The 24,933-nt window shown below is 73.2% G+C and carries 19 protein-coding genes; all 19 read left to right on the forward strand.

Annotated features, from left to right (window positions below; genetic code table 11):
- The first annotated feature begins 40 nt into the window (after nucleotides 1-40).
- Genes ACH4DX_RS07080 through ACH4DX_RS07170 form a run of 19 tightly spaced genes read left to right on the forward strand, consistent with a single transcriptional unit; the run spans nucleotide 41 to nucleotide 24,931 of the window.
- The gene (locus ACH4DX_RS07080; RefSeq protein WP_398154323.1) at nucleotides 41-1,357 is read left to right on the forward strand and encodes a nucleotide sugar dehydrogenase; all 1,317 of its coding nucleotides are present in this window, start codon (nucleotides 41-43) and stop codon (nucleotides 1,355-1,357) included.
- Nucleotides 1,347-2,612 carry a glycosyltransferase family 4 protein gene (locus tag ACH4DX_RS07085; RefSeq protein ID WP_398154324.1) on the forward strand — a complete coding sequence of 422 codons (1,266 nt, stop codon included), beginning with the start codon at nucleotides 1,347-1,349 and terminating at the stop codon, nucleotides 2,610-2,612. The genes ACH4DX_RS07080 and ACH4DX_RS07085 overlap by 11 nt, the downstream gene beginning before the upstream one ends.
- A complete protein-coding gene (locus ACH4DX_RS07090; protein WP_398154325.1) occupies nucleotides 2,609-4,030 on the forward strand; it encodes a Wzz/FepE/Etk N-terminal domain-containing protein in 1,422 nt (473 codons plus the stop codon). The genes ACH4DX_RS07085 and ACH4DX_RS07090 overlap by 4 nt, the downstream gene beginning before the upstream one ends.
- Nucleotides 4,027-5,556, forward strand: coding sequence for a Wzz/FepE/Etk N-terminal domain-containing protein (locus ACH4DX_RS07095; RefSeq protein ID WP_398154326.1), 1,530 nt, complete (start codon nucleotides 4,027-4,029; stop codon nucleotides 5,554-5,556). The genes ACH4DX_RS07090 and ACH4DX_RS07095 overlap by 4 nt, the downstream gene beginning before the upstream one ends.
- A 3-nt stretch (nucleotides 5,557-5,559) precedes the next feature.
- Complete coding sequence (gene asnB, locus ACH4DX_RS07100; protein ID WP_398154327.1) at nucleotides 5,560-7,494, forward strand: asparagine synthase (glutamine-hydrolyzing); 1,935 nt, start codon at nucleotides 5,560-5,562, stop codon at nucleotides 7,492-7,494.
- A gap of 16 nt (nucleotides 7,495-7,510) precedes the next feature.
- A complete protein-coding gene (locus ACH4DX_RS07105) occupies nucleotides 7,511-9,718 on the forward strand; it encodes a bi-domain-containing oxidoreductase (protein ID WP_398154328.1) in 2,208 nt (735 codons plus the stop codon).
- A 47-nt stretch (nucleotides 9,719-9,765) separates the two neighbouring features.
- Nucleotides 9,766-11,691: an alginate lyase family protein gene (locus tag ACH4DX_RS07110; RefSeq protein ID WP_398154745.1), complete on the forward strand. Its 1,926-nt coding sequence runs from the start codon at nucleotides 9,766-9,768 to the stop codon at nucleotides 11,689-11,691.
- Between the two features lie 19 nt (nucleotides 11,692-11,710).
- Nucleotides 11,711-13,246 carry a right-handed parallel beta-helix repeat-containing protein gene (locus ACH4DX_RS07115; protein ID WP_398154746.1) on the forward strand — a complete coding sequence of 512 codons (1,536 nt, stop codon included), beginning with the start codon at nucleotides 11,711-11,713 and terminating at the stop codon, nucleotides 13,244-13,246.
- Nucleotide 13,247: 1 nt separating this feature from the next.
- Complete coding sequence (locus ACH4DX_RS07120; RefSeq protein ID WP_398154329.1) at nucleotides 13,248-14,558, forward strand: O-antigen ligase domain-containing protein; 1,311 nt, start codon at nucleotides 13,248-13,250, stop codon at nucleotides 14,556-14,558.
- Nucleotides 14,559-14,593: 35 nt separating this feature from the next.
- Nucleotides 14,594-15,871 carry a glycosyltransferase family 4 protein gene (locus ACH4DX_RS07125; protein ID WP_398154747.1) on the forward strand — a complete coding sequence of 426 codons (1,278 nt, stop codon included), beginning with the start codon at nucleotides 14,594-14,596 and terminating at the stop codon, nucleotides 15,869-15,871.
- The gene (locus ACH4DX_RS07130; RefSeq protein ID WP_398154330.1) at nucleotides 15,868-17,142 is read left to right on the forward strand and encodes a class I SAM-dependent methyltransferase; all 1,275 of its coding nucleotides are present in this window, start codon (nucleotides 15,868-15,870) and stop codon (nucleotides 17,140-17,142) included. Before ACH4DX_RS07125 ends, ACH4DX_RS07130 begins: the two co-directional genes overlap by 4 nt.
- Before the next feature lie 13 nt (nucleotides 17,143-17,155).
- Nucleotides 17,156-17,950, forward strand: coding sequence for a glucose-1-phosphate cytidylyltransferase (locus ACH4DX_RS07135; protein WP_398154331.1), 795 nt, complete (start codon nucleotides 17,156-17,158; stop codon nucleotides 17,948-17,950).
- The gene (locus tag ACH4DX_RS07140) at nucleotides 17,947-18,594 is read left to right on the forward strand and encodes a PIG-L deacetylase family protein (RefSeq protein WP_398114197.1); all 648 of its coding nucleotides are present in this window, start codon (nucleotides 17,947-17,949) and stop codon (nucleotides 18,592-18,594) included. The genes ACH4DX_RS07135 and ACH4DX_RS07140 overlap by 4 nt, the downstream gene beginning before the upstream one ends.
- Nucleotides 18,595-18,597: 3 nt before the next feature.
- Nucleotides 18,598-19,623, forward strand: a complete 1,026-nt coding sequence (locus ACH4DX_RS07145; protein WP_398154332.1) for an NAD-dependent epimerase/dehydratase family protein — start codon at nucleotides 18,598-18,600, stop codon at nucleotides 19,621-19,623.
- Complete coding sequence (locus tag ACH4DX_RS07150) at nucleotides 19,620-20,924, forward strand: DUF4910 domain-containing protein (RefSeq protein WP_398154333.1); 1,305 nt, start codon at nucleotides 19,620-19,622, stop codon at nucleotides 20,922-20,924. Before ACH4DX_RS07145 ends, ACH4DX_RS07150 begins: the two co-directional genes overlap by 4 nt.
- Before the next feature lie 5 nt (nucleotides 20,925-20,929).
- Nucleotides 20,930-22,240, forward strand: a complete 1,311-nt coding sequence (locus ACH4DX_RS07155) for a hypothetical protein (RefSeq protein WP_398115998.1) — start codon at nucleotides 20,930-20,932, stop codon at nucleotides 22,238-22,240.
- Nucleotides 22,237-23,184 (forward strand): glycosyltransferase family 2 protein, encoded by a 948-nt coding sequence (locus ACH4DX_RS07160; RefSeq protein ID WP_398114200.1) that lies wholly within the window; start codon nucleotides 22,237-22,239, stop codon nucleotides 23,182-23,184. The genes ACH4DX_RS07155 and ACH4DX_RS07160 overlap by 4 nt, the downstream gene beginning before the upstream one ends.
- Nucleotides 23,181-24,383, forward strand: a complete 1,203-nt coding sequence (locus ACH4DX_RS07165) for a polysaccharide pyruvyl transferase family protein (protein ID WP_398114201.1) — start codon at nucleotides 23,181-23,183, stop codon at nucleotides 24,381-24,383. Before ACH4DX_RS07160 ends, ACH4DX_RS07165 begins: the two co-directional genes overlap by 4 nt.
- A complete protein-coding gene (locus ACH4DX_RS07170; protein WP_398154334.1) occupies nucleotides 24,380-24,931 on the forward strand; it encodes a dTDP-4-dehydrorhamnose 3,5-epimerase family protein in 552 nt (183 codons plus the stop codon). Before ACH4DX_RS07165 ends, ACH4DX_RS07170 begins: the two co-directional genes overlap by 4 nt.
- The last annotated feature ends 2 nt before the right edge of the window (nucleotides 24,932-24,933 follow it).

Raw genomic sequence — 24,933 nt, forward strand, 5'->3', positions numbered from 1 at the left:
CCGCAGGCCGCAAGGGCCTGCCTGGGGGGAGGGACGGGTCATGAGGATCAGCGTTTTCGGGCTCGGCTACGTGGGCTGTGTGTCGGCCGCGTGCCTGGCGAGCATGGGGCACGAGGTCATCGGGGTGGACGTCAACCAGGTGAAGGTCGACCTGGTCAACGACGGCAGGGCCCCGGTGGTCGAGGAGCGGATCGGCCGGCTCACCGCCGAGGTCGTGCGGAGCGGAGCGTTACGGGCCACCCGTGACGTCCGCGAGGCGATCAGGGAGAGCGAGGTGTCGCTGGTCTGCGTGGGCACTCCGTCGGAGCCCAACGGCAGCCTGTGCACCGCGTACTTGGAGCGGGTCACCGAGCAGATCGGCGCGGCGCTCGCCGAGCGCGGCGGGCGGCAGACCGTCGTGTTCCGCAGCACCATGCTCCCGGGCACCTGCCTGAACCTCCTCGTGCCGATCCTGGAGAAGAACGTCGGCGGCACGGCGGGGGTGGACTTCGGGGTCGCGGTCAACCCGGAGTTCCTGCGCGAGGGCACGAGCGTGCGGGACTTCTTCGACCCGCCCAAGACCGTCGTCGGCGAGCTCGACCCGGCGAGCGGCGACGCGGTCCTCGCGCTGTACGAGGGCCTGCCCGGCGAGGTGTTCCGGGTACCGGTCCCCACGGCCGAGGCGATCAAGTACGCGGACAACGCGTTCCACGGCCTCAAGATCGGCTTCGCCAACGAGCTGGGCGCGGTGTGCCAGGCGCTGGGCGTCGACTCGCACCAGGTGATGGACGTCTTCCTGGCCGACCGCAAGCTGAACATCAGCTCCGCCTACCTGCGGCCCGGCTTCGCCTTCGGCGGCTCCTGCCTGCCCAAGGACCTGCGCAGCCTGGTCCACGCGGCGCGGCGCGCCGACATCTCGGTGCCCATCCTCTCCCACGTGCTGCCCTCCAACTCCGCCCATCTGCAACGCGCGGTGGAGCTGGTCGAGCGCACCGGAAGGCGCCGGGTGGGCCTCTTCGGTCTCTCCTTCAAACCCGGCACCGACGACCTGCGGGAGAGCCCGCTGGTCGAGCTGGCGGAGCGGCTCTTCGGCAAGGGCTACGACCTGAAGATCCACGACGCCAACGTCAGTCTCTCCCGGCTGATGGGTGCCAACCGCGAGTACATCGAGACCCGCCTCCCGCACCTCGCGCAGCTGCTCGCGGACTCCGTCGAGGAGGTACTCGAACACGCCGAGGTGTGCCTGGTCGGAACCAGGGACCCGGCCGTCGTCGCGGCGCTGCCGCACGGCGACAAGCCGGTGATCGTCGATCTCGTCCGCTTGCCCGACGCCGAGACGCGCCGGAACGAACCGGGGTACATGGGCCTTGCTTGGTGATGTGAGAAGCAACGACGAGCCGGAGCGGCGCGCGCTGATCCTGGTGGAGAACCTGTCGGTGCCGTTCGACCGGCGGGTGTGGCAGGAGTGCACGACGCTGCGCGACGCGGGCTGGACGGTGCACGTCATCTGCCCCCGGGGGAACAAGCGGGACACCGAGCCGGAGGCGGAGATCGACGGGGTGCGGATCCACCGCTACCCGTTGCGCGCGGCCACCGGCGGCCCGGCGGGTTACCTGCGGGAGTACGGAGCGGCGCTGTGGCACACGTACCGCCTCGCCCGCGAGGTCGGCCCGGTCCACGTGGTCCACGCCTGCAATCCGCCGGACCTGCTGTTCCTGCCGGCCCGGTGGCTGACGCGGCGCGGCGCGCGGTTCGTCTTCGACCAGCACGACCTGGTGCCCGAGCTGTACCTGTCCCGGTTCGGCCGTGGCAAGGACCTGCTCTACCGGGGGGTGTGCGCCCTCGAACGGCTCACCTACCGGGCTGCGGACATCGTGATCGCCACGAACGAGAGCTACCGGGACGTCGCGGTGAGCCGTGGCGGCAAGAGACCCGAGGACGTCTTCGTGGTGCGCAGCGCTCCCGCCACCGACCGGTTCCAACCGGTGCCGCCCGAGCCGGAGTTGAAGCGCGGCAAGCCTCATCTGCTGTGCTACCTCGGCGTCATGGGCCCGCAGGACGGCGTCGACTACGCGCTGCGGGCCCTCGCGAAGCTGCGCGACGAGCTCGGGCGCACCGACTGGCACGCGGTGTTCGTCGGCTCCGGCGACGCCTTCGACGCGATGGTGGATCTCTCCCGGCAGCTCGGGCTCGATGATCAGGTGCAGTTCACCGGGCGCGTCCCTGACGCCGACCTGGTGCGCTATCTGTCCACCGCGGACGTGTGCCTCTCCCCCGACCCGTGCAATCCGCTCAACGACGTGTCGACCATGAACAAGGTCCTCGAGTACATGGCGATGGGCCGGCCGATCGTCTCCTTCGACCTGAAGGAGGCACGGGTCTCCGCCGGTGAAGCCGCCGTGTACGCGTCCGCCGACGACGAGGCCGCGTTCGCCCGGCTCGTCGCGCAACTTCTGGACGACCCGGAGCAGCGGGCCCGGATGGGCAAGATCGGCCAGGAGCGGATCAGCGGGCCGCTCTCCTGGCGGAACTCGCAGAAGTCGCTGCTCGCCGCCTACGCCGCCGCCTGCCGCGGCCGCACTCCGGTGCCGCGGGGCGCCAAGGTCCGCACAGGGTGGAGGCCGCGCGGTTGAGCGAGGACACGATTCGCCTGGTCACGATCGGGCGGATTCTCCGCCGGCGCCGGCGGCTGCTCGCCGTCGTCGCCGTCCTTGGCGCGCTCCTCGGGTACGGCGCCTCGGTGCTGTTCCCGCCGCGCTACACGGCGTCGGCGTCGGTCCTGCTGCCGGGGCAGTGGGAGGAGCGCGAGCTGCTGACCCAGGCGGAGATCGCGACCAGTTCGTCGGTGGTCGACCGCGCGGCCGCCGCCCTGCGCTGGCAGGGCGTCAGCGGCGGTGAACTGCGGGACCGCGTGAGCGCCGGGGCCACCGAAGGAAACATCCTCAAGCTCTCCGGTACGGCCGGGACCCCGGAGCGCGCGCAGCAGCTCGCCGACGGCCTCGCCAAGGAGTTCGTCACCTTCTCCGCGCGGATCACGGGCCGAGCCACCGACCCCGAGGCGGCCACCGGCCCCGAGGCCCTGCGGCGGAAGGTCGAGGAGACCAACCGCCGCATCACCGACCTCGCGGAGGCGGCCGATCCGGGACGGACCGTGGAGAGCGTGCAGGCCCGCACCACGCTCGAGAAGCTGCGCACCGAGCTGGCGGAGGCCATGAAGAAGCTGGACGAGGCCGACCCGGCGTCCGACAGGGCCGGGATGGTCGTCATGGGGCCCGCACCCCGGCCCACCGGTGAGGCGCCGCCGACGCGGACGCAGCTCGTGGTCGGCGGGGCCCTGCTGTCCTTCCTGCTCGCCGTCGTCGGCCATCTCGCCGCCGCCCGGGTGCAGCGCAGGCCGCGCACCGAACCGGAGATCGCCGCGGCCCTCGGCTCGGAGGTCGTCGGCACCGTCGACGTACCCGGTGACCACGGCGCGCACCGGCCGAAGGGCGGTGGCGCGAGGGCCTGGACCCGCTGGTTCCTCGGCATCGACACGCGGTGGGACCTGCCGGCCCCCCGGGCGTCCGGCGACGAGGCCGGCCGACGGATCCGCTACCGGCGGGTGTGCGCCCGCCTCCGTGACCGGCTTCCGGCCCCCCGGCCTCTCCTGGTCGTCGTACCGGAGGGCGACGAGATCGCCCGCAGAGCCGCCGGGCAGCTCGTCGCCGAGTCCAGGAGCGAGCCGTCCCCGGCGTCCACTCCCGCTCCGCCCGCGTCCTGCGCGCACCGGGGATATCCCGTGCTGCGGGTGGTGGACGTGTCGGTGTCGCAGCCGATGGTGCCCGACCGCGGCACCGAGTCCGGTGCCGTGGTCGTGATCAGCGCGGGCAGCTGGACCGCGGGGGAGCTCGCCGCCGTCGCCGGGGCGTGTGCGGACGGCGGGCACGAGGTCGTCGGCGTCGTCGTCGCCGGCCCGGTCAGGGCCCGTCCCGCGCGCTCCGCCGACCGTCCGCCGGAGAACGCCTCGCTGGCGCTCGCGGCCCGCGGTCCCGCGACGGGGGGTTCCGCGTGACGACCAGCACGGCTTCGGAGTCGTCGGCAGCCGCTCCGCTCGTGGATCTGCGGGCGCTTGTGGTGGCGGTGCGCAGACGCCGCCGCCTGTGGTGCTCCCTGGCGCTGCTCGGGCTGCTCGCCGGCGCGGCGCTCGCGGTCCTGCGGCCGCCGCCCCCGACCGCGGTGACCAAGGTCCTCGTCGCGCACAAGGAGGACCAGCCGAACGACACCGGAACGCTGATCCGCACCGACGTCGAGCTGCTCGGGACCACGCGGATCGCGAGCAGGGCCCTCGATTCCCTCGGGTCCACCGAGAGACCGGAGGACTTCCTGCGGGACTACCGGGGCACCGGCCTGACCAACAACCTGCTGCTGATCCAGGTGACAGCCGACACCGACGAACAGGCGAAGGCCCGGGCCGGGGCGCTGGCCGGCGCGTTCGTCGCGGACCACGTACGGCGGATGCGGGACTCCGCGAAGGCCGAGGCCGAGGCCCTGCTCGACCAGCGCGACCGCATGCGGGACGAACTCGTCCGGGTCAACGCGTCGATCGGCAACCGGTCCCCCGGAAGCGACCCGAAGGGATCGGCGAGCATCGAGTCGCTCTTCTCGCGCCGGGCCGAGCTGACGTCGCGGATCGCGGACTTCGACCAGCGCGCCGAGGAGGCGCGCGTCGGTACGCCCCAGCTCGTCGCCGGTACGCAGATCGTGGACGCCCCGCGCGCGGTACAGCACTCCCTGCCGAGGGCCGCCGCCACCAACGCCGTGATCGGGCTCGTCCTCGGCCTGGTCCTCGGCCTCGCCCTCGCCGCGGTCGGCACGGTCGTGGCGGACCGGCCCGTGCTGCGCCGGGAGATCGCCGCGAACCTGGGCGCCTCGGTCATCGGAGAGGTGCGCCGCGTGTCCCGCCTGCCGGTCCCGCCCTGGCGGCGGCGGAGGACACGGGCGGCACGGACCAGGCTCACCGCGACCCTGGCACGCGCCGTGCGCGACTCCGCGGAACCGGTCTCGCTCCTCGAACTGGGCTGCGCGCACAGCACGAGCGTGATCGCCCTGGACGTCGCGAGGGCGCTGGCGGCGGAGGACCCGGTGGAGATCGTCGACGGCCTGCCGGGGCCGCAGCTCGCGCACCGCCGCCAGGAACCGGGAGACCCGCCCGTGGTCAGCGGTGAGCGTGCCGATGCCCTGCCGCGGCAGGGGCGCAGGCTCGGCGTCGGCTCGGTCGCGCCCGGCACGGCGTGGACCGACCTGCGGGTCCTCGGCACCCAGACCGTGCTCGTCGTGCGCGCCGGACACGGCAGCGCCGCATGGCTGCACACCGTGGCGCGGCAGCTCGCGGACCTGGGCATCCCGGTGATCGGCGTGGTGCTTGTCGACCCCGATCCCCGGGACGGGACCGACGGCACTCTGTGGGACGGGCTGCACACCGCGCTGCGCGGCCCCTTCAAGCGGCCTGCCCGGCAGAACGGGACGGGGCAGCCGCGTACGGAACGGCCGTCGGTACCGGCCGCACGGGTCCCGAACAGCGACCAGGAGGCGCGGTAGACCATGTGTGGCATCGCAGGCACATACCGGTGGCCGGAGGGGAAGGCGGTGACCGACCGGCTCACCGACGTCCTCGCCCACCGCGGCCCGGACGGGGCGGGCCGGTACAGCCACCCCGCCGGTGACGGCGAAGTGCACCTCGGGCACCGCCGCCTGGCCATCGTCGACCTGTCGGGGACCGGCGCCCAGCCGATGGTCTCCGGCGGCCTCGCCCTCACGTACAACGGCGAGCTGTACAACGCGCCGCAGCTGCGGGCGGAGCTGGCGGCGGCCGGGGCGCGCTTCCGCGGCACCTCCGACACCGAGGTGCTCCTGGAGGCCTGGCGGCGCTGGGGCACGGACTGCCTGCCCCGGCTGCGCGGCATGTTCGCGTTCGCGGTCTTCGACGAGCGCACCGGTGAGCTGGTGCTCGCCCGCGACCAGCTGGGCATCAAGCCGCTGTTCCTGCTCCGGCGCGGCGAGGGCCTGGTGTTCGCCTCCGAGCTGAAGGCGCTCGCCGCCGTGACCGGCGGGACGCTCCAGGTGGACCCCGCGGCGCTGGTGGCCTCGCTCCTTTACTACTGGGTGCCGGACTCGCGGTGCGCGTTCCGCGAGGCGGAGAAACTGCCGCCGGGGAGCTGGCTGCGCCTGCGGCCCGACGGCCGGGTGGAGCGCGGCCGGTACTGGGACCTGAAGGACGTCGCCGCCGAGGGCAGGGAGCGGGCCCGTAGCGGTGGACTGCCGGACCTCGCCGCCGTTGTCGAGGATTCGACCCGGCGGCACATGCTCTCCGACGTCCCCGTGGCGACGTTCCTCTCCGGCGGTCTCGACTCCAGCTATCTGACCGCCCTCGCGGCCCGCCACCAGCCGGGGATCTCCGCCTACACCATCGGGTTCCGCGCCGAGGACGCCAAGTTCGAGGCGATGCCCGACGACCTCCGCCACGCCCGGCACGTGGCCGAGCGGTTCGGCGTGGACCTGCACGAGATCGAGATCGCCCCGAACGTGCTCGACCTGCTGCCCGAGATGACGTACCACCTGGACGAGCCGATCGGCGACCCCGCCGCGATCAACACCTTCCTGATCTGCTCGGCCGCCCGGGACGCCGGGGTCAAGGTGATGCTCTCGGGGATGGGGGCCGACGAGCTGTTCGCCGGATACCGCAAGCACCTGGCGAATTTGCTCGCGCTGCGCTACCAGCGCGTCCCCCGGCCCCTGCGGCGCGGTCTCGCCGCGGCCGTGGACCGGCTGCCGGTCGCCACGGCCCGCCGCGGATACCGGTCGGTGCGCTTCGCGAAGCGGTTCCTGTCCTTCGCCGAGCTGCCGGAGGAGACCGCGTTCCGGCGCAGCTACACCATGTACGACCAGGAGGAACTGCTCGCCCTCGTCGATCCTGACCTGGCGGGGACGGTCGAGGACGTACTGACGGAGCACGCGGACGTCTACGAGGACAACGACCTCGACGACTTCGTGAACCGCATGTGCCTCGGCGACGCCCGGATGTTCCTGCCGGGTCTGAACCTCGCCTATACCGACCGGTCGAGCATGGCCGCGTCGACGGAGGTGCGGGTGCCGTACGTGGACGTCGACGTGGTCAGGGCGGCGTTCGCCGTGCCTGGCGACCGGAAGATCGTCGGCAGGCAGGGCAAGGCCGTCCTGAAGGAGGCGGCCGCGGGCGTTCTGCCCCGGGAGATCGTGTACCGGCCGAAGGGCCTGTTCAGCGCCCCGCTGCGGGCCTGGATGAGCCGGGATCTGGCGCCGCTGGTGCGCGAGGTGGTGCACGACGGCGTGCTCGTCCGCTCCGGGCTCCTGCGCCGCGACGCGCTCGCGCGGATGGTCGCCGAGGACGCCGCCGGGCAGCGGGACTTCTCCAAGCATCTGTGGCATGTGCTGACCCTCGAGTACTGGTATCGCGGCGCGACCTCCGGGTCCGGCGAGAACGCTCGCTTGACGGCGTAGAAACAAGGGGACTTCGGTGAAACAGGTTGTGCAGAACTACAAGAGCGGCGAACTCGCGGTGCTCGACGTGCCGGTGCCGGGATGCAAGCCGGGCGGTGTCCTCGTCAGGACCGCCTACTCGCTGATATCCACCGGGACCGAGCTGATGAAGGTGTCCGAGGCCGGCATGTCGATGCTCGGCAAGGCACGCTCCCGCCCGGACCAGGTGGCCAAGGTCGTGCAGAGCGTGGCCACCAACGGGATGCCCGCCACCTACCGCAAGGTGATGGGCAAACTGGACTCCTACACGCCGCTCGGCTACTCGCTGTGCGGGGTGGTCGAGCAGGTCGGCGCCGGGATCGACGAGGTGAAGGTCGGCGACCTCGTGGCGTGCGCGGGCAACGAGCACGCGCTGCACGCCGAGCTGAACTGGGTGCCGAAGAACCTGTTCGCCCCGGTGCCCGACGGCCTCGCGCCCCGGCACGCGGCCTTCGGCACCGTCGGGTCGATCGCGATGCAGGGCGTGCGCCGCGGCGAGCCGCAACTCGGCGACGTGGCCCTCGTCATCGGCCTCGGCCTCATCGGGCAGCTGGTGGTGCAGCTCCTGACCGCCTCGGGCGTCCGTGTCGTCGGGGTCGACCCCGATCCGGTGCGCTGCGGGCTCGCCGAGCGCCTGGGCGCCGCGGCCTGCGGCGATCCCTCGTCCGCGGCGGTGGACACCGCCGTCGCCGAACTCACCGACGGCCACGGCGTGGACCAGGTGTACTTGGCCGCGGGCGGCGGCAGCAACCAGCCCGTCGAGCTGGCCGCCCGGCTCTGCCGGGACCGGGGCCGGGTCGTCGACATCGGCAAGTGCCGCCTTGACCTGCCGTGGAACGCGTACTACGAGAAGGAGCTGGACGTCCGGTTCTCCCGCAGCTACGGCCCCGGGCGCTACGACCCCGAGTACGAGCTCCAGGGGCGCGACTACCCCATCGGCTATGTGCGCTGGACCGAGCGCCGCAACCTGGCGTGCTTCCTCGACCTCGTGGCCCGCGGCCGCGTCGACGTGGAGCCGCTGGTCTCCCACGTCGCCGACTTCGACGACGCCGTCGAGACGTACCGGAGCCTGAAGGACGGCGACCTGAAGGCCGTGGCCGTGCTGTTCCGCTATCCCGAACAGGCGCGGGAGAAGGGGGAGACGGCCGCCCCGGCGATCGCCGTACCCGCGGTGCGGCGACGCGGCGGCCAGGCGCCCACCCGCGCCGGCGCCGCCAGGTCGCCGGTGCGCCTCGCGTTCGTCGGCGCGGGCAACTACGCCACGTCGATGCTCCTTCCGCACCTGGCACAGCGCGAAGGCGTCGAGCTGTCGACCGTCGTCACCACGACGGCGCTGTCCGGGGCCAACGCGCGGCGGAAGTTCGGCTTCGCCGAGGCCACCACCGATCTCGACGCCGTGCTCGGCGACGCGTCCATCGACGCGGTGTTCGTGGTCACCCGGCACAGCTCGCACGCCGAACTGGCGAAGTCCGCGCTGCGGGCGGGCAAGGCGGTGTTCGTGGAGAAGCCCCTCGCCCTCGGCGAGGACGAGCTGGCGAGTGTGCTCGACACCGTGGAGGAGTCCGGCAACGACCGGCTCCAGGTGGGCTTCAACCGCCGGTTCGCGCCGATGCTGGTGGACGCCAAGAAGCGGTTCGGCCAAAGGACGGGACCGGCGCACCTGCGCTACCTCGTCAACGCGGGCAGGCTCCAGCACGGCAGCTGGTACCTCCAACAGGGCACCGAGGGCTCGCGGTTCGCCGGCGAGGGCGGGCACTTCGTCGACACGGCGGGCTGGCTGCTCCAGGCCGACCCGGTCTCGGTGTACGCCGTCGCCACCTCCGGCGACGAGGACCTGCACATCGTGCTGCGCTACCCCGACGGGTCCACGGCCACCATCAGCTATGTCACCACAGGGCCCGCGGGCTTCCCCAAGGAGACCCTCGACCTGGTCGCGGACGGCCGTGCGCTGCGGCTCGACGACTTCGTCCGTGCCTCGGTGTACGCGGACCGGGGCGCGGGCCGCAAGCGGTGGGTGAGTTCGAGGCTCCCCAAGGCCAGGGACAAGGGCCAGGAAGCCGAACTGGCCGCCTTCGTCAGGGCCGTGCGGAGCGGCGGGCCGATGCCGGTGCCCCTCGAGTCCCTCGTCGCCACCACGGCGGCCACCCTCGCCGTGCGGGCCAGCCTGGTCGCCGGCGCGCCCGTGACCCTGGCGGAGGCCCGGTGACCGCGAGCTCGGGCAGTCCTGGCTGGTACCTGCGCCGCCTCTCCCGGATGCGGCCGCGGGAGGTCGGCGGCCGCGTGGGCGACGCGGTGCGCAGGCGCCGGTGGCGCTCGGCGCGCCCCGCCGTGCCGCGTGTGACGGGCGCCCGGTTCACCGCGGTACTGCCCGCGGGGGCGATCGCCGCGGTGCCCCCGGACGCCGCGAAGCGTCTCGTCGCGGAAGCGGACCGGCTGCTCGCCGGGCACGTCGCGTACTTCGGCGTGGTCCGCGACGACCTCGCGGACCCGGACTGGGGCCACGACCCGAAGACCGGGCGCCGGGCGCCGTCGGGCTACGCCTTCGACGTGCCGTACCGGGACGAGGACGCGGTCGGGGACATCAAGCAGATCTGGGAGCTGTCCCGGCATCAGTACCTCACCGTGCTGGCCGCCGCCTACGCGCTCACCGGGAACGAGCGGTACGCCGAGCGCGTGGCCGAGCACCTGCGGTCCTGGTGGGCGGCCAACCCGCCGCTGCGCGGAGTGCACTGGGTCAGCGGCATCGAGCTGGGCATCCGGCTGCTCTCGTGGGTGTGGATCCGCCGGCTGCTCGACGGCTGGCCGGGTGCCGCCGCGCTCTTCGAGGACAACCCGGTGGCGCTGCGGCAGATCTGGCACCACCAGCGCTGGCTCGCCGCCTTCCCCAGCCGCGGGTCCTCGGCGAACAACCACGTCATCGCCGAGGCCGCCGGGCAGTCCGCCGCGGCCTGCGCGTTCGGGTGGTTCCCCGCCTCGGCGCGCTGGCGGGCCGACGGCTTGCGTACCCTCGCCCGGGAGCTGCGGAGCAACACCTTCGGCTCCGGCCTCAACCGCGAGCTGGCCACCGAGTACCACGGACTCGTCCTCGAGCTCGGCCTGGCCGCGGTCGCCGAGGCGGACGCCGCGGGGGTGCCCGTCCCCGCGTCCGTCCGCCGGGTGCTGCTGCGCATGACCGACGCGCTCGCGGCGGTGGTGGACAACCGGCTGCGGCCGCCGCGCCAGGGCGACGCGGACGACGGGCACGGCCTGGTCGTGGACGGCGCGGGCACCGACCGCTGGGCCTCGCTCCTCGCCACCGGGGACGCCGTGTTCGGGCGGCTGCCCTGGTGGCCGCAGGTGACGGCCACCGATGTGCGTACCCCGCTGCTCGCCGCGCTCATCCGGCCGTACGCGGAGCGGGGAACCGCGCCGGACGCCTCCCGCCCGGCACGTCGGCCGGCCCATTTCGCCGACGCGGGCCTGACCGTCCTGCGCGGCCCCGAGGAGATCTGGTGCCGCTGCGACGGCGGGCCGCACGGCTTTCTGTCCATCGCCGCGCACGCCCACGCGGACGCCCTCTCGGTGGAGGTCAGGCACGACGGGGTCGACGTGCTGGCCGACCCCGGGACGTTCTGCTACCACGGGCAGCCCCGGTGGCGGCAGTACTTCCGGTCGACCATCGGCCACAACACCCTGGAGCTGGACGGCGGTGACCAGTCCGTCTCCGGTGGCCCCTTCCTGTGGACCCGGCACGCCCGCAGCCGCGTCCTGGTCGCGGACACGTCCGGCGGAGCCGACGGGGGGCCGGCCTGCTGGCGCGCCGAGCACGACGGCTACCGGGGCTCCGTGCACCGCCGCCAGGTGGAGCTGACCGCCGCGAGCCGGGAACTGCGCGTCGTCGACGAGGTGCGCGGCCCGCGCAGGGCCGTGCGGCTCGCGTTCCACCTCGGCCCGACGATCACCGCGGACCTGGTGGGGAGCCGGGCGGCGCTCACCTGGAACCGGGAAGGGCACGACCGGTCCGCGGTCCTCGACCTGCCCGGGGAGCTGAGCTGGCGGGCGCACCGCGGCGAGAGCGACCCGCCGCTCGGCTGGTACTCCCCCGGCTTCGGGCGCAAGGAACCCGCCACGACGCTGATCGGCACGGGATACGCCGACGGCGGGCGGAAGTTCACCACCGTGCTCGGGTTCCGCGGCTAGTCGGCAGGGGGAGAGCGTGGTGATCAAGAGGTGGCGGCGGGCGTCGCGGGCGGCTGCGCCGGTGCTGGTCCTGCTGGCGGCGACCGGCTGTACGAGCACGCCGGACGCCCCGGCGGAGCCGACCGGTGCGCCGTCCGCGTCCGGGACGGCCGCCACCCCCGTGGCCCGGGTGTGCCAGAAGCCCGCCGCCGGTCCCGCGAAGGCACCGGCGGGCGCGGTGACGGTCGACCCCGCGGTGGTCGGCGACCTGGCCGCGAAGACCAGGAGCAGCCCCCCGGGCACCACGTTCTGGCTGCGGCCGGGCAAGCACACGCTCGACCCCGAGCCCTACGCCCAGGTCATGCCCAAGAAGGGCAACCGCTACCTCGGCGCGCCCGGCGCGGTGCTCGACGGCCGAAGGACCAACAAGTACGCGTTCAGCGGCAGCGCCCGCGACGTCGTCCTGCGCCATCTGACCGTGCAGCGGTTCGTCGCGCCGCACAACGAGGGCGTGGTCAACCACGACATGGCCGACGGGTGGGTGATCGAGCACGCGAAGATCCAGTACAACTCCGGTGCCGGGCTGATGGCCGGTGCCCGCCAGCGGGTCCGCGCCAGCTGTCTGCGCGGCAACGGACAGTACGGAATGAACGCGTACAAGACCGGGGACTCCATCAGGGGCCTGGTGGTCGAGCGCAACGAGATCGTGGGCAACAACACCGACGGCTGGGAGCGGCGCAGGCCCGGCTGCGGCTGCACCGGAGGCGTCAAGTTCTGGGCCGTCGACGGCGCCGAGGTCCGCGGCAACTGGGTGCACGACAACCGCGGGACCGGGTTGTGGGCGGACAACAACAACAACGATTTCCGCATCGAGAACAACGTCATCGAGGCCAACGACGGTGCCGCGCTGATGTACGAGACCAGTTACAACGCGGTCATCAGGAACAACACGATCCGCCGTAACAACTGGGTCGAGGGCCGCAGGAACGCCGACCGCGGCGACGACTTCCCGCACGCGACCGTCTATGTGTCCGAGGCCGGGGGCGAACCACGCGTACGGGCCCGCACGAACAAGATCGAGATCTACCGGAACGTCCTGGAGGACAACTGGAACGGGATCACCCTGTGGGAGAACGCCGACCGGTTCTGCAACAGCCCGGCCAACACCTCGACGGGTTACTGCACGCTCCTCGTGCAGGACACCGACCGTTGCAGGCGCCCCGCGATCGCCACCGCCCCGCTCTACGCCGACTGCCGGTGGAAGACCCAGCGGGTGGAGATCCACGACAACCGCTTCGTCCTGGACACGTCCGTCGTCAAGTGCACGGAAGGGTGCGGTCACATGGCGGTCCTCGCCAACTACGGCACCTATCCGGACTGGTCGCCGTACAAGGGCAGGCGGGTGGCGGACGCCGTCACCCACAAGCAGCACAACCGCTGGCACGACAACGTCTACCGCGGACCGTGGAACTTCGTCGCGGGCGACACGAGCCGCAGGCTCGACCCCGGGCAGTGGCAGAGCACGCCGTACCAGCAGGACGCGGGCAGCACCTTCGACCCGCAGGCCGGTGGTTGAGATGAGCGGGAACCCGCGGGGCGGCGGGGTGGCGGGCACGCCTGAGACGGCGGGCACACGCTCCGGTACGGGTGCCCCGTCCGGTGCCGAACACCGCGCCACCGGCACGCCGAAGGCCGTCGGGGTCGCCTGGGCCCTGCTCGGACTCAACACGCTCGGTTCCGCGGGGGCGAAGACCGTCGTCCCGCTGCCCCGCTCCCTCATCCAGATGGCCACGATGGGCGCGCTGCTCACCGCGTTCGCGCTGGCGCTCGCGCTCAATCTGGGGCTGCGCGTCCGGCCCAGCGCCTTCGTGTTCCTGCTCACCCTGCTGCTCGTACCGAGCGTGATCTCCAGCGCGAACCTGGAGGTCGGATACGGCGCCCTGTTCCGCTGCGCCCGCCTCACCCTGTTCGTCGGCACGCTGTGGCTCCTCAGCCGCTGGTGGGACGACAGCCTGACGTTCGTGCGCCACCACATCCGGATGTACTTCGCGGTGCTCGTCCTGGTGGCCGCCGGTCTGGTCGTCGCACCGGGCACGGCCCTGCCCGAGTACTACGGCGGGCGCCTCGTGGGCGCGTTGTGGCCACTCACCCCGCCGCAGATCGGACAGTACGCCGCGGTGGTCATCGGGCTCACCGTGCTGCTCCTGCTCGGCCGCAGGACCACCGGGCGCAGCGCCGCGGTGGTGATCGTGCCCGCCCTCGTCCTGCTCGCGTTGACACACACCCGTACGGCCACGGTCGGCCTGCTCGCCGGCCTGACGCTGGCCATCGGCTCGCTCATCCTGACCAGCGCCGCCGCCCGGCGGTTCTTCGCCTGGACGGTGCTGTGCGCCACGGTCGCCGCGGTGGTGTTCAGCTCCGCGGTCCAGGCGTGGTTCCTGCGCGGGCAGGACCAGGAGAGCCTGTCCAACCTCACCGGCAGGGCCAAGGTCTGGGACGCCCTCCTCGCCGCGCCCCGATCGGCCGGGGAGAAGGTGTTCGGGGTGGGCCTGAGCGACAAGTCGTTCGGCGGGCTGCCGATCGACAACAGCTGGCTGGCCGTCTACCACGAGCAGGGTCTGCTCGGCGTCACCGTGGTGGCGCTGGTCATGGTCACTCTCGGCGGCGTCGCGCTGCTGCGGCCGCCGTCGCTGGAGCGGGCCTGTGCGATCTTCCTGATCAGCTACTGCGCGATCTCCTCGTACACCGAGGCCGGACTCGGCGACGCCTCGCCGTACCTGCTGCATCTGGCCCTGGCCGCCGCACTCCTCGCGGTACCCGCCGCGGCCCCGCCCCCGACGGCGGCCGCAGCCCCTGGACGACGTATCCCGCGATGGGCACGGAGGTGACCTCGAGCATGCACGGCACACACGACCCGCAGGAACTGAGCGTCCTGGTGGTGCACAACCGCTACTCGTCGGCGCAGCCGAGCGGCGAGAACGTGGTCGTCGACGAGGAGGCGGCGCTGCTGCGCGCGGCAGGACACCGGGTCGACGTCTTCGAGCGGCGCAGCGACGACATCGCCGCCAGATCCCTCCTCGGCAAGGCCGCGGTGCCGCTCCTCGTGCCGTGGAACCCCGCGGTCCGCACGCGGCTCGCCGCCCGGCTGCGCGCCGAGCGGCCGGACGTGGTGCACATCCACAACGTCTTCCCGCTCCTGTCGCCCGCGGTGCTGGCCGCCTGCGCCGACGCCGGGGTGCCCGTGGTCGCCACGCTGCACAACTACACCCAGGTCTGCCCGCCGGGCACGCTGCACCGGGACGGCAGGGAGTGCACCGAGTGCGTCGGGTCGCGCGCGTCGCTGCCCGCCGTCCGGCACGGCTGCTACCGGGACTCACGCCTCGCGACGGTGCCGCTCGCGGTCAGCCTGTCGGTCAACCGGCGGCGGTGGTGGTCCGGCGTGGAGCGGTTCTTCTGCATCTCCGCGGCGCAGCGCGACATCCTCGTGCGGTCCGGCATGCCGGCCGAGCGCCTCGCGGTGAAGCACAACTTCGTGCCCGACCCGGGCGCGCGCCGCGAGGGCGCGGGCGAGCACCTGCTCTTCCTCGGCCGGCTCGCGGAGGCCAAGGGCGTGCGGCTGCTCATGGCCGCGTGGGACGAGATCGCCGCGAGCGGCGGTGTGGGCGTGCCGCTCGTGCTCGCGGGGGCGGGGCCGCTCGCGGACGAGGTGAGCGCCTGGGCCGCGGGCCGTGACGACGTGCGCTACGTCGGCCTGTACGACGCGGAGCAGTGCCGCCGAGCCCTCGCGCGATCGGTCGCCGTGGTGGCTCCCTCGATGGCCAAGGAGACGTTCGGCCTGGTGGTCGCCGAGGGGATGGCGGCCGGGGTCCCGGCCGTCGCCGCCGCGCACGGCGCCTTCGTCGAACTCGTCGACGACGGCGTGACCGGGCTCCTGCACCGGCCCGGCGATCCGGCCGCGCTCGCCTCCTGCCTGCGTGCGATCACGGCCGACCCGGTCCGCAACCGGGAACTCGGCCGGGCGGCCCGGCGCCGCTACGAGAAGGGTTTCAGCCCGGCCGTCGGCCTCGAGCGCCTGGTGGACGGGTACCGCACCGCGATCGCGGGTCGGCCCGGCGGCGGGGACGTCCCGCCGCCGGCAGGGAACAGAGGCACTGGCTCGCGGTGGGGGTACCGCGCGAGCAGAGATGGGGGAAGCAGATGACACGATGCCGACTCTGCGGCTCGGCGGCGCTGGAGAGCGTCGTCGACCTGGGGGCGACTCCGCCGTGCGAGAGCTTTCTCGCCGCGGACCGCCTCGACGAGCCGGAGGCGACGTACCCGCTGCACCTGCGGGTGTGCACCGACTGCTGGCTGGCGCAGATCCCGCCGCTGATCACGCCGGAGGAGACGTTCAGCGAGTACGCGTACTTCTCCTCCTTCTCGACCTCCTGGGTGGAGCACGCGCGCACCTTCGTCTCCGACGCCGTGCAGCGGGTGGGTCTCGGCTCCGACGCCTTCGTGGTGGAGGTCGCGAGCAACGACGGGTACCTGCTGAAGCACGTGGTGGACCGCGGGATCCGCTGCCTCGGCATCGAGCCGTCGGTGAACGTCGGCGCCGCGGCGCGGGACGCGGGCGTACCCACGCTCACGAAGTTCCTCGACCCGGACACCGGCGCGGCCGTCCGCGCCGAGCACGGACCGGCGGACCTGGTCGTGGCCAACAACGTGTACGCGCACATCCCCGACGTGGTCGGCTTCACGAAGGGGCTGCGCGCCCTGGTCGCCGACGACGGCTGGGTCTCCATCGAGGTGCAGCACCTGCTGACCCTGATCCAGGAGAACCAGTACGACACGATCTACCACGAGCACTTCCAGTACTACACGGTGGCGTCCGCGATCCGGGCCCTCGCGAGCGGCGGACTCGCCCTCGTGGACGTCGAGTTGCTGCCCACGCACGGCGGCTCCATCCGGCTGTGGGCCCGGCCCGCCGAGGTGGCGGGCGAACCGTCCGACGGGGTGTCCCCCGCTTCAGTGGAGCCGGCGGCGGGGGGAAGGGTCACCGACGTGCTGGCCCGCGAGAAGGCCGCCGGGTTGCAGGAGCTCTCCGGGTACACGGAGTTCTCCGCCCGGGTGGCCAAGGTGCGCAGGGACCTCCTGAAGTTCCTCGTACAGGCGGCCGAACGCGGGGAGACCGTCGTCGGCTACGGCGCCCCCGGCAAGGGCAACACCCTGCTCAACCACTGCGGCATCCGGCCCGACCTGCTCCCGTACACGGTCGACCGCAACCCCTACAAGCACGGCAGGTTCACCCCGGGCACCCGCGTCCCGATCCTGTCGCCCGAGCGGATAGCCGCCGACAGACCGGACTACGTGCTCGTCCTCCCGTGGAACCTGAGGGCCGAGCTGGTCGAGCAGCTGTCCTTCGTGCACGAGTGGGGTGGCCGCCTGGTCTTCCCCATCCCGGAACTGAGCATCGTCGAGGTCACGTCGTGAAGGAGAGCGCAGCATGAAGGTCGTACTGTTCTGCGGCGGCTATGGGCTGCGTATGCGCAGCGGAGCGTCCGACGACATACCCAAGCCGATGGCGATGGTCGGTCCGCGGCCGCTGATCTGGCACGTCATGCGCTACTACGCGCACTTCGGGCACACGGAGTTCATCCTGTGCCTCGGGTACGGGGCGCACCACATCAAGGACTTCTTCCTCAACTACGAGGAGACCACGTCCAACGACTTCGTGCTCCGCGGCGGGCGCACGGAGCTGCTCTCCACCGACATCGCCGACTGGACGATCACGTTCGCGCAGACCGGCATCGAGTCGCCGATCGGGGAACGCCTGCGCCGGGTGCGCCACCACCTGGACGGCGACGAGATGTTCCTCGCCAACTACGCCGACGTGCTCACCGACGCCCCGCTGCCGGAGATGATCGAGCAGTTCTCCCGGCGTGACGCGGGCGCGTCGATGACGGTGGTGCCGCCGCAGTCCTCCTTCCACTGCGTGGACCTGGGCGAGGACGGCCTGGTGGGAGGCATCACCGCGGTGAGCGAACTGCCGCTGTGGGAGAACGGCGGCTACTTCGTGCTCCGCCAGGAGGTCTTCGACCACATACCGGAGAACGGGGACCTGGTCGCCGACGGCTGCGCCGAACTCGCCAAGCGGGGCCGCCTGTTGGCGTACCAGCACCGGGGCTTCTGGAAGCCGACCGACACCGTCAAGGAGCGGGCCGCCCTCGACTCCGCCTACGCCGTGGGCGACCGCCCGTGGGCCGTGTGGGAGCGGGACACCGCAGGGGTGCGCGGGTGATCCGGCTCGGGTCCCGGCGACTCGACGGGATCGCCGCGGTGGGCGCGCACTGCGACGACATCGCCATCGGCGCGGGCGGCACGCTGCTGACGCTGTGCCGCGCGCGGCCCGGCATCCGTGTCGACGCGCTCGTGCTCTCCGGCGGCGGCGGTGAGCGCGAGCAGGAGGAGCAGGCCGCGCTCACCGCCTTCTGCCCGGGCGCCGACCTGCGCCTGACCGTGCTCAAGCTGCCGGACGGCAGGTTGCCCGCGCACTGGGACGAGGCCAAGGCCGCGGTCGAGGAACTGCGGGAGCGGACCGATCCCGGCCTGGTCCTCGCCCCGCGCACCGAGGACGCGCACCAGGACCACCGCGGCCTGGCGAAGCTGATGTCCACCGCGTTCCGCGACCACCTCGTGCTCGGCTACGAGATCGTCAAGTGGGACGGCGACCTGGGCCGCATGACGGCGTACCAGCCGCTGACGCCGGAGATAGCCGAACAGAAGGTGCGGCTGCTCCAGGAGCACTACCCGTCGCAGCGGCACCGGCCCTGGTACGACCGGGAGGCCTTCATCGGCCTCGCGCGGATCCGCGGCATCGAATGCCACGAGCGCTACGCCGAGGCGTTCGCGGCCACCAAACTCACGATCGACCTGGGGGATTGAACCTTGCGCGTACTACTGACCGGGCACCAGGGCTACTTGGGCACCGTGATGGCCCCGGTGCTCACGGCCGCCGGGCACGAGGTCGTCGGCCTCGACTCCGGCCTGTTCGCCGACTGCGTGCTCGGCCCGCCGCCCGCCGACCCGTCCGGGCACCGCGTCGACCTGCGCGACGTCACGGCCGAGCACGTGGCGGGGGTGGACGCCGTGGTCCACCTGGCCGCGCTGTCCAACGACCCCCTGGGCGCGCTGGCACCGGACCTCACCTACGACATCAACCACCACGCCTCGGTGCGCCTCGCCCGCCTCGCCCGCGAGGCGGGAGTGCGGCGCTTCCTGTACGCGTCGACGTGCTCCGTGTACGGCGCCGCGGGCGGCGGCGACCTGGTGGCCGAGGACGCCCCGCTGCGCCCGGTGACTCCGTACGCGGAGTCGAAGGTGCGGGTGGAGGACGACCTGCACGCCCTGGCCGACGGCGACTTCACCCCCGTGTATCTGCGCAACGCCACCGCCTTCGGCTTCTCGCCCCGGCTGCGCGCCGACATCGTCCTGAACAACCTGGTGGGCCACGCGCTGCTCTCCGGCGAGGTCCTCGTGCTGTCCGACGGCACGCCCTGGCGGCCCCTCGTGCACGCCGCCGACATCGCACGGGCCTTCGCGGCGGCCCTGACCGCGCCGCGCGACGCGGTGCACGACCGGGCGTTCAACATCGGCAGCGAGGTCAACAACGTCACGGTCGCCGAGATCGCCGCGCAGGTCGCGGAGGCGGTGTCCGGCGCCGACGTGGTGATCACCGGGGAGACGGGCGCGGACCCGCGGTCGTACCGGGTGGACTTCTCCCGGTTCCGCGCGGCGATCCCCGGCTTCGACTGCGAGTGGACGGTCAAGCGGGGAGCGCTCGAACTCGCCGACGCCTACCGGAAGCACGGGCTGACCCGGGAGGGCTTCGAGCGGCGCTTCACCCGCCTCGCCGTGCTGCGCGCGGCATCCGACGCCGGTGCCGTGGACGACACCCTGCGGTGGCGCCGATGACCGCGGTGGGCCGGGACGCGCTCGGCGAGAGCGCGGTCGGCGCGGAGATGCACGCCCTGGTGGAGCGGCTGTACCCGCTGTGCCGGAGCATCACGGGGGACGGGGTGCGCGCCACCCTGGAGATCGTCGGTGAGTACGTTCCGCTGCGCGTGCACGAGGTGCCGACCGGGACCCAGGTGCTCGACTGGACGGTGCCGCAGGAGTGGAACATCCGGGACGCCTACATCGCCGACAGCGCGGGCAACCGGGTCGTCGACTTCGCCGCGTCCAGCCTGCACGTGCTCGGCTACAGCGTGCCGGTGTCGCGGACCATGCCGCTCGCCGAGCTGCGGGACCATCTGCACACCCTGCCCGAGCACCCGGCCTGGGTGCCGTACCGCACCAGCTACTACCGTCCCGAGTGGGGGTTCTGCCTGGCCCAGGAGACGCTGGACGCGCTGCCCGACGGCACGTACGAGGTGTGCGTCGACTCCACCCTCGCGGACGGCCACCTCACCTACGCCGAGCACGTGGTCCCCGGGCAGGTCCCCGACGAGGTGATCGTCTCCTGTCACGTCTGCCACCCGTCGCTGGCCAACGACAACCTGGCCGGTGTCGCGGTGGCGACGTTCCTGGCCCGGGCCCTCGCCCGTGGGACGCCGTACTACACCTACCGGTTCATCTACGCGCCGGGCACCATCGGGGCGATCACCTGGCTCGCCCGCAACGCGGAGCGGATCGACCAGGTCAAGCACGGCCTCGTGCTCGCCTGCGCCGGGGACCCGGGGCAGCTGACGTACAAGCGGAGCAGGCGCGGCGACGCGGAGATCGACCGGGTGCTGCGCCACGTCCTCTCCGCCTCCGGACGCCCGCACCGCATCACGGAGTTCACTCCGTACGGCTACGACGAGCGGCAGTACTGCTCCCCCGGGTTCGACCTCGGCGTGGGCTCGCTCAGCCGTACCCCCTACGCCGGCTACCCCGAGTACCACACCTCGGCGGACAACCCCGACTTCGTCTCCCCGGAGGCGATGGCGGACACCCTCGCCGTCTGCCGCGAGGCATGCGCCGTGCTCGACGGCAACCGGCGGTACGTCAACCTCAGCCCCTACGGCGAACCGCAGCTCGGCCGCCGCGGGTTGTACGACTCGCTCGGTGGCCGCAGCGACGCGAAGCAGGCGCAGCTTGCCATGCTCTGGGTGCTCAGCCTCTCCGACGGCGAGCACGCCCTGCTCGACGTCGCCGAGCGGTCGGGCCTGCCGTTTCACACCGTCGCCGCCGCGGCGGACGCCCTGCGCACCGCCGGGCTGATCAAGGGATGACCACGGTGCCCACCGAGGGGGAGAAGCCGACGGCGCCCGCGGACGCGTCCGCCACGTCCCCGCGGACCGCCAAGCGGGCCATGGTCGGCCGCCTTTCCTGGGGCCTCGCCGACCAGGCGGCGTCCAGCATGACCAACTTCGCGGTGGGCATCTACGTGGCACGCTCGCTCGGCCTCGCCGCGTTCGGCGTGTTCAGCCTGGCCTGGCTGACCTACGGCGTGGTACTCAACATCGCCCGCGGCCTCGCCACCGATCCGCTCGTGGTGCGCTTCAGCGGCGTCCCCGACGCGTCCTGGCGCACGGCGGCGGCCCGCGCGTCGGGGGCCGCGCTCGGCGTCGGTGCCGCCGTCGGCACGGTGTGTCTGGTGGTCGGCCTCGGCGTCGGGGGCGACGTGGGGTCCGCGTTCGCCTGCCTCGGCGTCGCGCTGCCCGCGCTGCTCCTCCAGGACGCCTGGCGGTTCGCGTTCTTCGCCGCCGGGCAGGGGCGCAAGGCGTTCGTCAACGACCTCGTGTGGGGCGTCGCGCTCGTCCCCGCCATGGTGGTGGCGGCCCGTGTCGGCAGCGTCGGCGCCTTCGTGCTGGCCTGGGGCGCGTCCGCCGCGGTGGCCGCGGGGTACGGCTGCGTGCAGTCCCGCATCCGGCCCCGGGTGGGGCGGGCGCGCGGGTGGCTGCGCGAGCAGCGCGACCTCGGCTACCGGTACCTGGTCGAGAACGTCAGCCTCAGCGGCGCGAGCCAGCTGCGGGCGTACGGGCTCGGCGCGATCGTCGGCGTCGGCGCGGTGGGCGCCGTCCGGGGCGCCGAGCTCCTGCTCGGCCCGTTCCTCGCCCTGCTGATGGGGCTTTCGCTGGTCACCGTCGCGGAGGCGGCACGCGTGCTGCGGCGGGCACCGGAGCGCCTTCGCACGTTCTGTCTCTACCTCGGCGGCGGGCAGGCCGCCGCCGCGCTGCTGTGGGGCGCGGCGCTGCTCCTCGTGCCGGACCGGGCCGGTGAGCTGGTGCTCGGCGGCGTCTGGACCTCCGCGTCGGAGCTCATCGTGCCGGCCACGCTCGGCGTCGCGGGCGCGGGGCTCGGCAGCGGCGCCGCGGCGGGCCTGCGCGCGCTCGCCGCCGCCCGGCGCAGCCTGCGCTGTCAACTGTTCGCCTCCGCCTGCTACGTCGGCGGCGGGCTCGGCGGCGCGGCCGCGGGCGGCACGGTCGGCTCGGCCTGGGGCGTCGCCGCCGCGACCCTCTGCGGCTCGGCCGTGTGGTGGCTGCACCTGCGGTCCGCCCTGCGCGAGCGCCACCGCCATCCCATCCCCGAAGTGAGGACCTCATGAACGCCCATCCCCGGCTGAGTGTCGGACTGCCCGTGTACAACGGCGAGGAGTACCTCGCCGAGGCGTTCGACGCCCTGCTCGGCCAGACCTACGAGGACTTCGAGCTGGTCGTCTCCGACAACGCGTCGACCGACGGGACCCAGGACATCTGCCGCCGGTACGCCGCGAAGGACTCCCGGATCCGCTACCTCAGGCTGCCCCGCAACGTGGGTGCCGCCCCGAACCACAATTACGTGTTCACCGAGTGCCGCGGCGAGCTCTTCAAGTGGGCGTCGCACGACGACCTGTACGCACGGGACCTGCTGCGCCGCTGCGTGGACGCACTCGACGAGCGTCCCGACGTGATCCTCGCGCACGCCGACCAGGCGGTCATCGACGGCGACGGCAAGGTGAAGGTCCCCTACGAGTACACGCTCGCCACCGCCTCGCCGCGCGCGCCCGAGCGCTTCCGCAGCATGCTGTTCGAGCCCGGCGGCGACGACTTCTACGGGGTCGTGCGCGCCGACGTGCTGCGCCGGGTCAAGCCGCACGACAGCTACCACCACGCGGACCGCACGTTCGTCGCGGAGATCGGCCTGCACGGGCCCTTCCACCAGGTGCCGGAGCTGCTCTACTTCCGCCGCGACCACCCCACCCGCGCGGAGCGGGCGAACCCCTCCAAGCGCTCCCGGTGCGTCAACCTGGACCCGCGCCGGGCGGGTCTGCTGCACCCGACGCCCCGGCTGCTCGCCGAGTACGTGTGGGGCTTCGTCGCGGCGATCCGGCGGGCGCCGCTGTCCGCGGCCGACCGCAGTGCCTGTTACCGCCACCTGGCCGCGTGGGCGGCGAGCAGGTCCCGGCCCGGCGCGGGCGAGCGGGTCGAGGACCGGGCCCCCGTCGACCCGGACAAGCTCACCGTCTCCGTCGACGACCTCGTCGCGGGGCGTGCGGGGCGGCGGGCATGACGTCCCCCACCCGGGTCGGGGTGTTCGGGCTGCTCGGCTCCGGCAACCTCGGCAACGACGGGTCGCTGGAGGCCGTGCTCGGCCACCTCCGCGCCGCGCACCCGGAGGCGGTGGTGGACGCGCTGTGCGGTGGGCCCGAGGTCGTCGCGGCCCGGTACGGCATCCCCGCGAGGCGCCTGCACTGGTACCGCGGGGAGTACCGGACCGCGTCGCGTGCGGGCGCCGTCGCGGGCAAGGGCATCGGCAAGCTCGTCGACGTCTTCCGCACCGCCGCCTGGGTGCGCGGGCACGACGTGGTGATCGTGCCGGGCATGGGCGTCCTGGAGGCCACGCTTCCGCTGCGGCCCTGGGGCTTCCCGTACTCGCTGTTCCTGCTCTGCGCGAGCGGCCGCCTGACCCGCACCAAGGTGGCGCTGGTCGGCGTCGGCGCCGCCCCGATCCGCGACCGGCCGACCCGGGCCCTGGTGCGCTGGTCGGCGCGGCTCGCCGCCTACCGCTCGTACCGTGACACCCTGTCCCGCGACGCGATGCGGGAGACGGGCGTGGACACCGCGCGCGACGAGGTGCACCCGGACCTCGCGTTCGCCCTGCCCGCGCCCGCGGCGGCACCCGTGCCGTCGGGCACGGTCTGCGTCGGCGTCATGGACTTCCACGGCGGCAACGACGACCGCGCCCGCGCCGAGGAGATCCACCGGCGCTACCTCGAGGGGACGACCGCCTTCGTGCGCGCCCTCGCCGACGAGGGCCGAACGGTCCGGCTGCTCACCGGCGACGCCTGCGACGCGCCGGTGGTCGAGGCGATCCTCGACGCGGTGGACTCACCCCTGGTCACCGCCGCCGGAGCGGGCTCACTGACCGACCTGATGAAGGAGACGGCGGCCGCCGACGCCGTGGTGGCGACCCGCTACCACAACCTCGTCTGCGCCCTGAGGACCGGCACGCCGACGCTCGCCCTCGGCTACGCGGCGAAGAGCGACGCCCTCATGGACCGGATGGGCCTCGGCGCGTACTGCCACCCGGCCCGCGACATCGACGCCGACCGCCTCCTCGAACAGTTCCGTTCCCTGGAGGAACACGCGGCGGAGTGCCGCCGGACCCTCACCGAGCGCAACGCGGCGGCGGCCCGGCAACTGGAGCGCCAGTTCGCCGACTTGACCGCGGCCCTGTTCCCGTCGACCGCCCCGCAGGAGATCCGATGAGAGCGACCGAAGTCCCCACGATCGACGGCGCGTACCTGTTCGAGCCGACGCCGTACGCCGACGAGCGCGGCTTCTTCTGCCGCACCTTCGACGCCGACGTCGTCCGCTCGGTGGGCCTCGACCCGGGCGCCTTCCTCCAGGACAGCGTGTCCCGCTCGGCCCGGGGCGTGCTGCGCGGCCTGCACCTGCGCGCCGGCGCCGGCGAGGCCAAGCTGGTGCGGTGCTCGTACGGGAGGATCTTCGACGTCGTCGTGGACCTGCGGCCGGACTCGCCCACCTACCTGAGCCGTGCCTTCTTCGACCTGTCCGGCGACACCCAGGCGACCCTGTACATCCCCGCGGGGTGCGCGCACGGCTTCCAGGCGCTGACGGAGACCGCCGACACCTCCTACCGCATCGACCGCCCGCACGATCCGGCCGAGGACGTGACCATCGCGCACGACGACCCCGAACTCGCCATTCCGTGGCCGCTGCCGGTCACCTCGATGTCACCACGGGACCGCGAGGCGCCGAGCCTCGCCGAAGCCCTCGCGCGGGAAGGGAGCTGAGG

Source organism: Streptomyces sp. NPDC017940, from assembly GCF_044328435.1.
Lineage (GTDB): Bacteria > Actinomycetota > Actinomycetes > Streptomycetales > Streptomycetaceae > Streptomyces.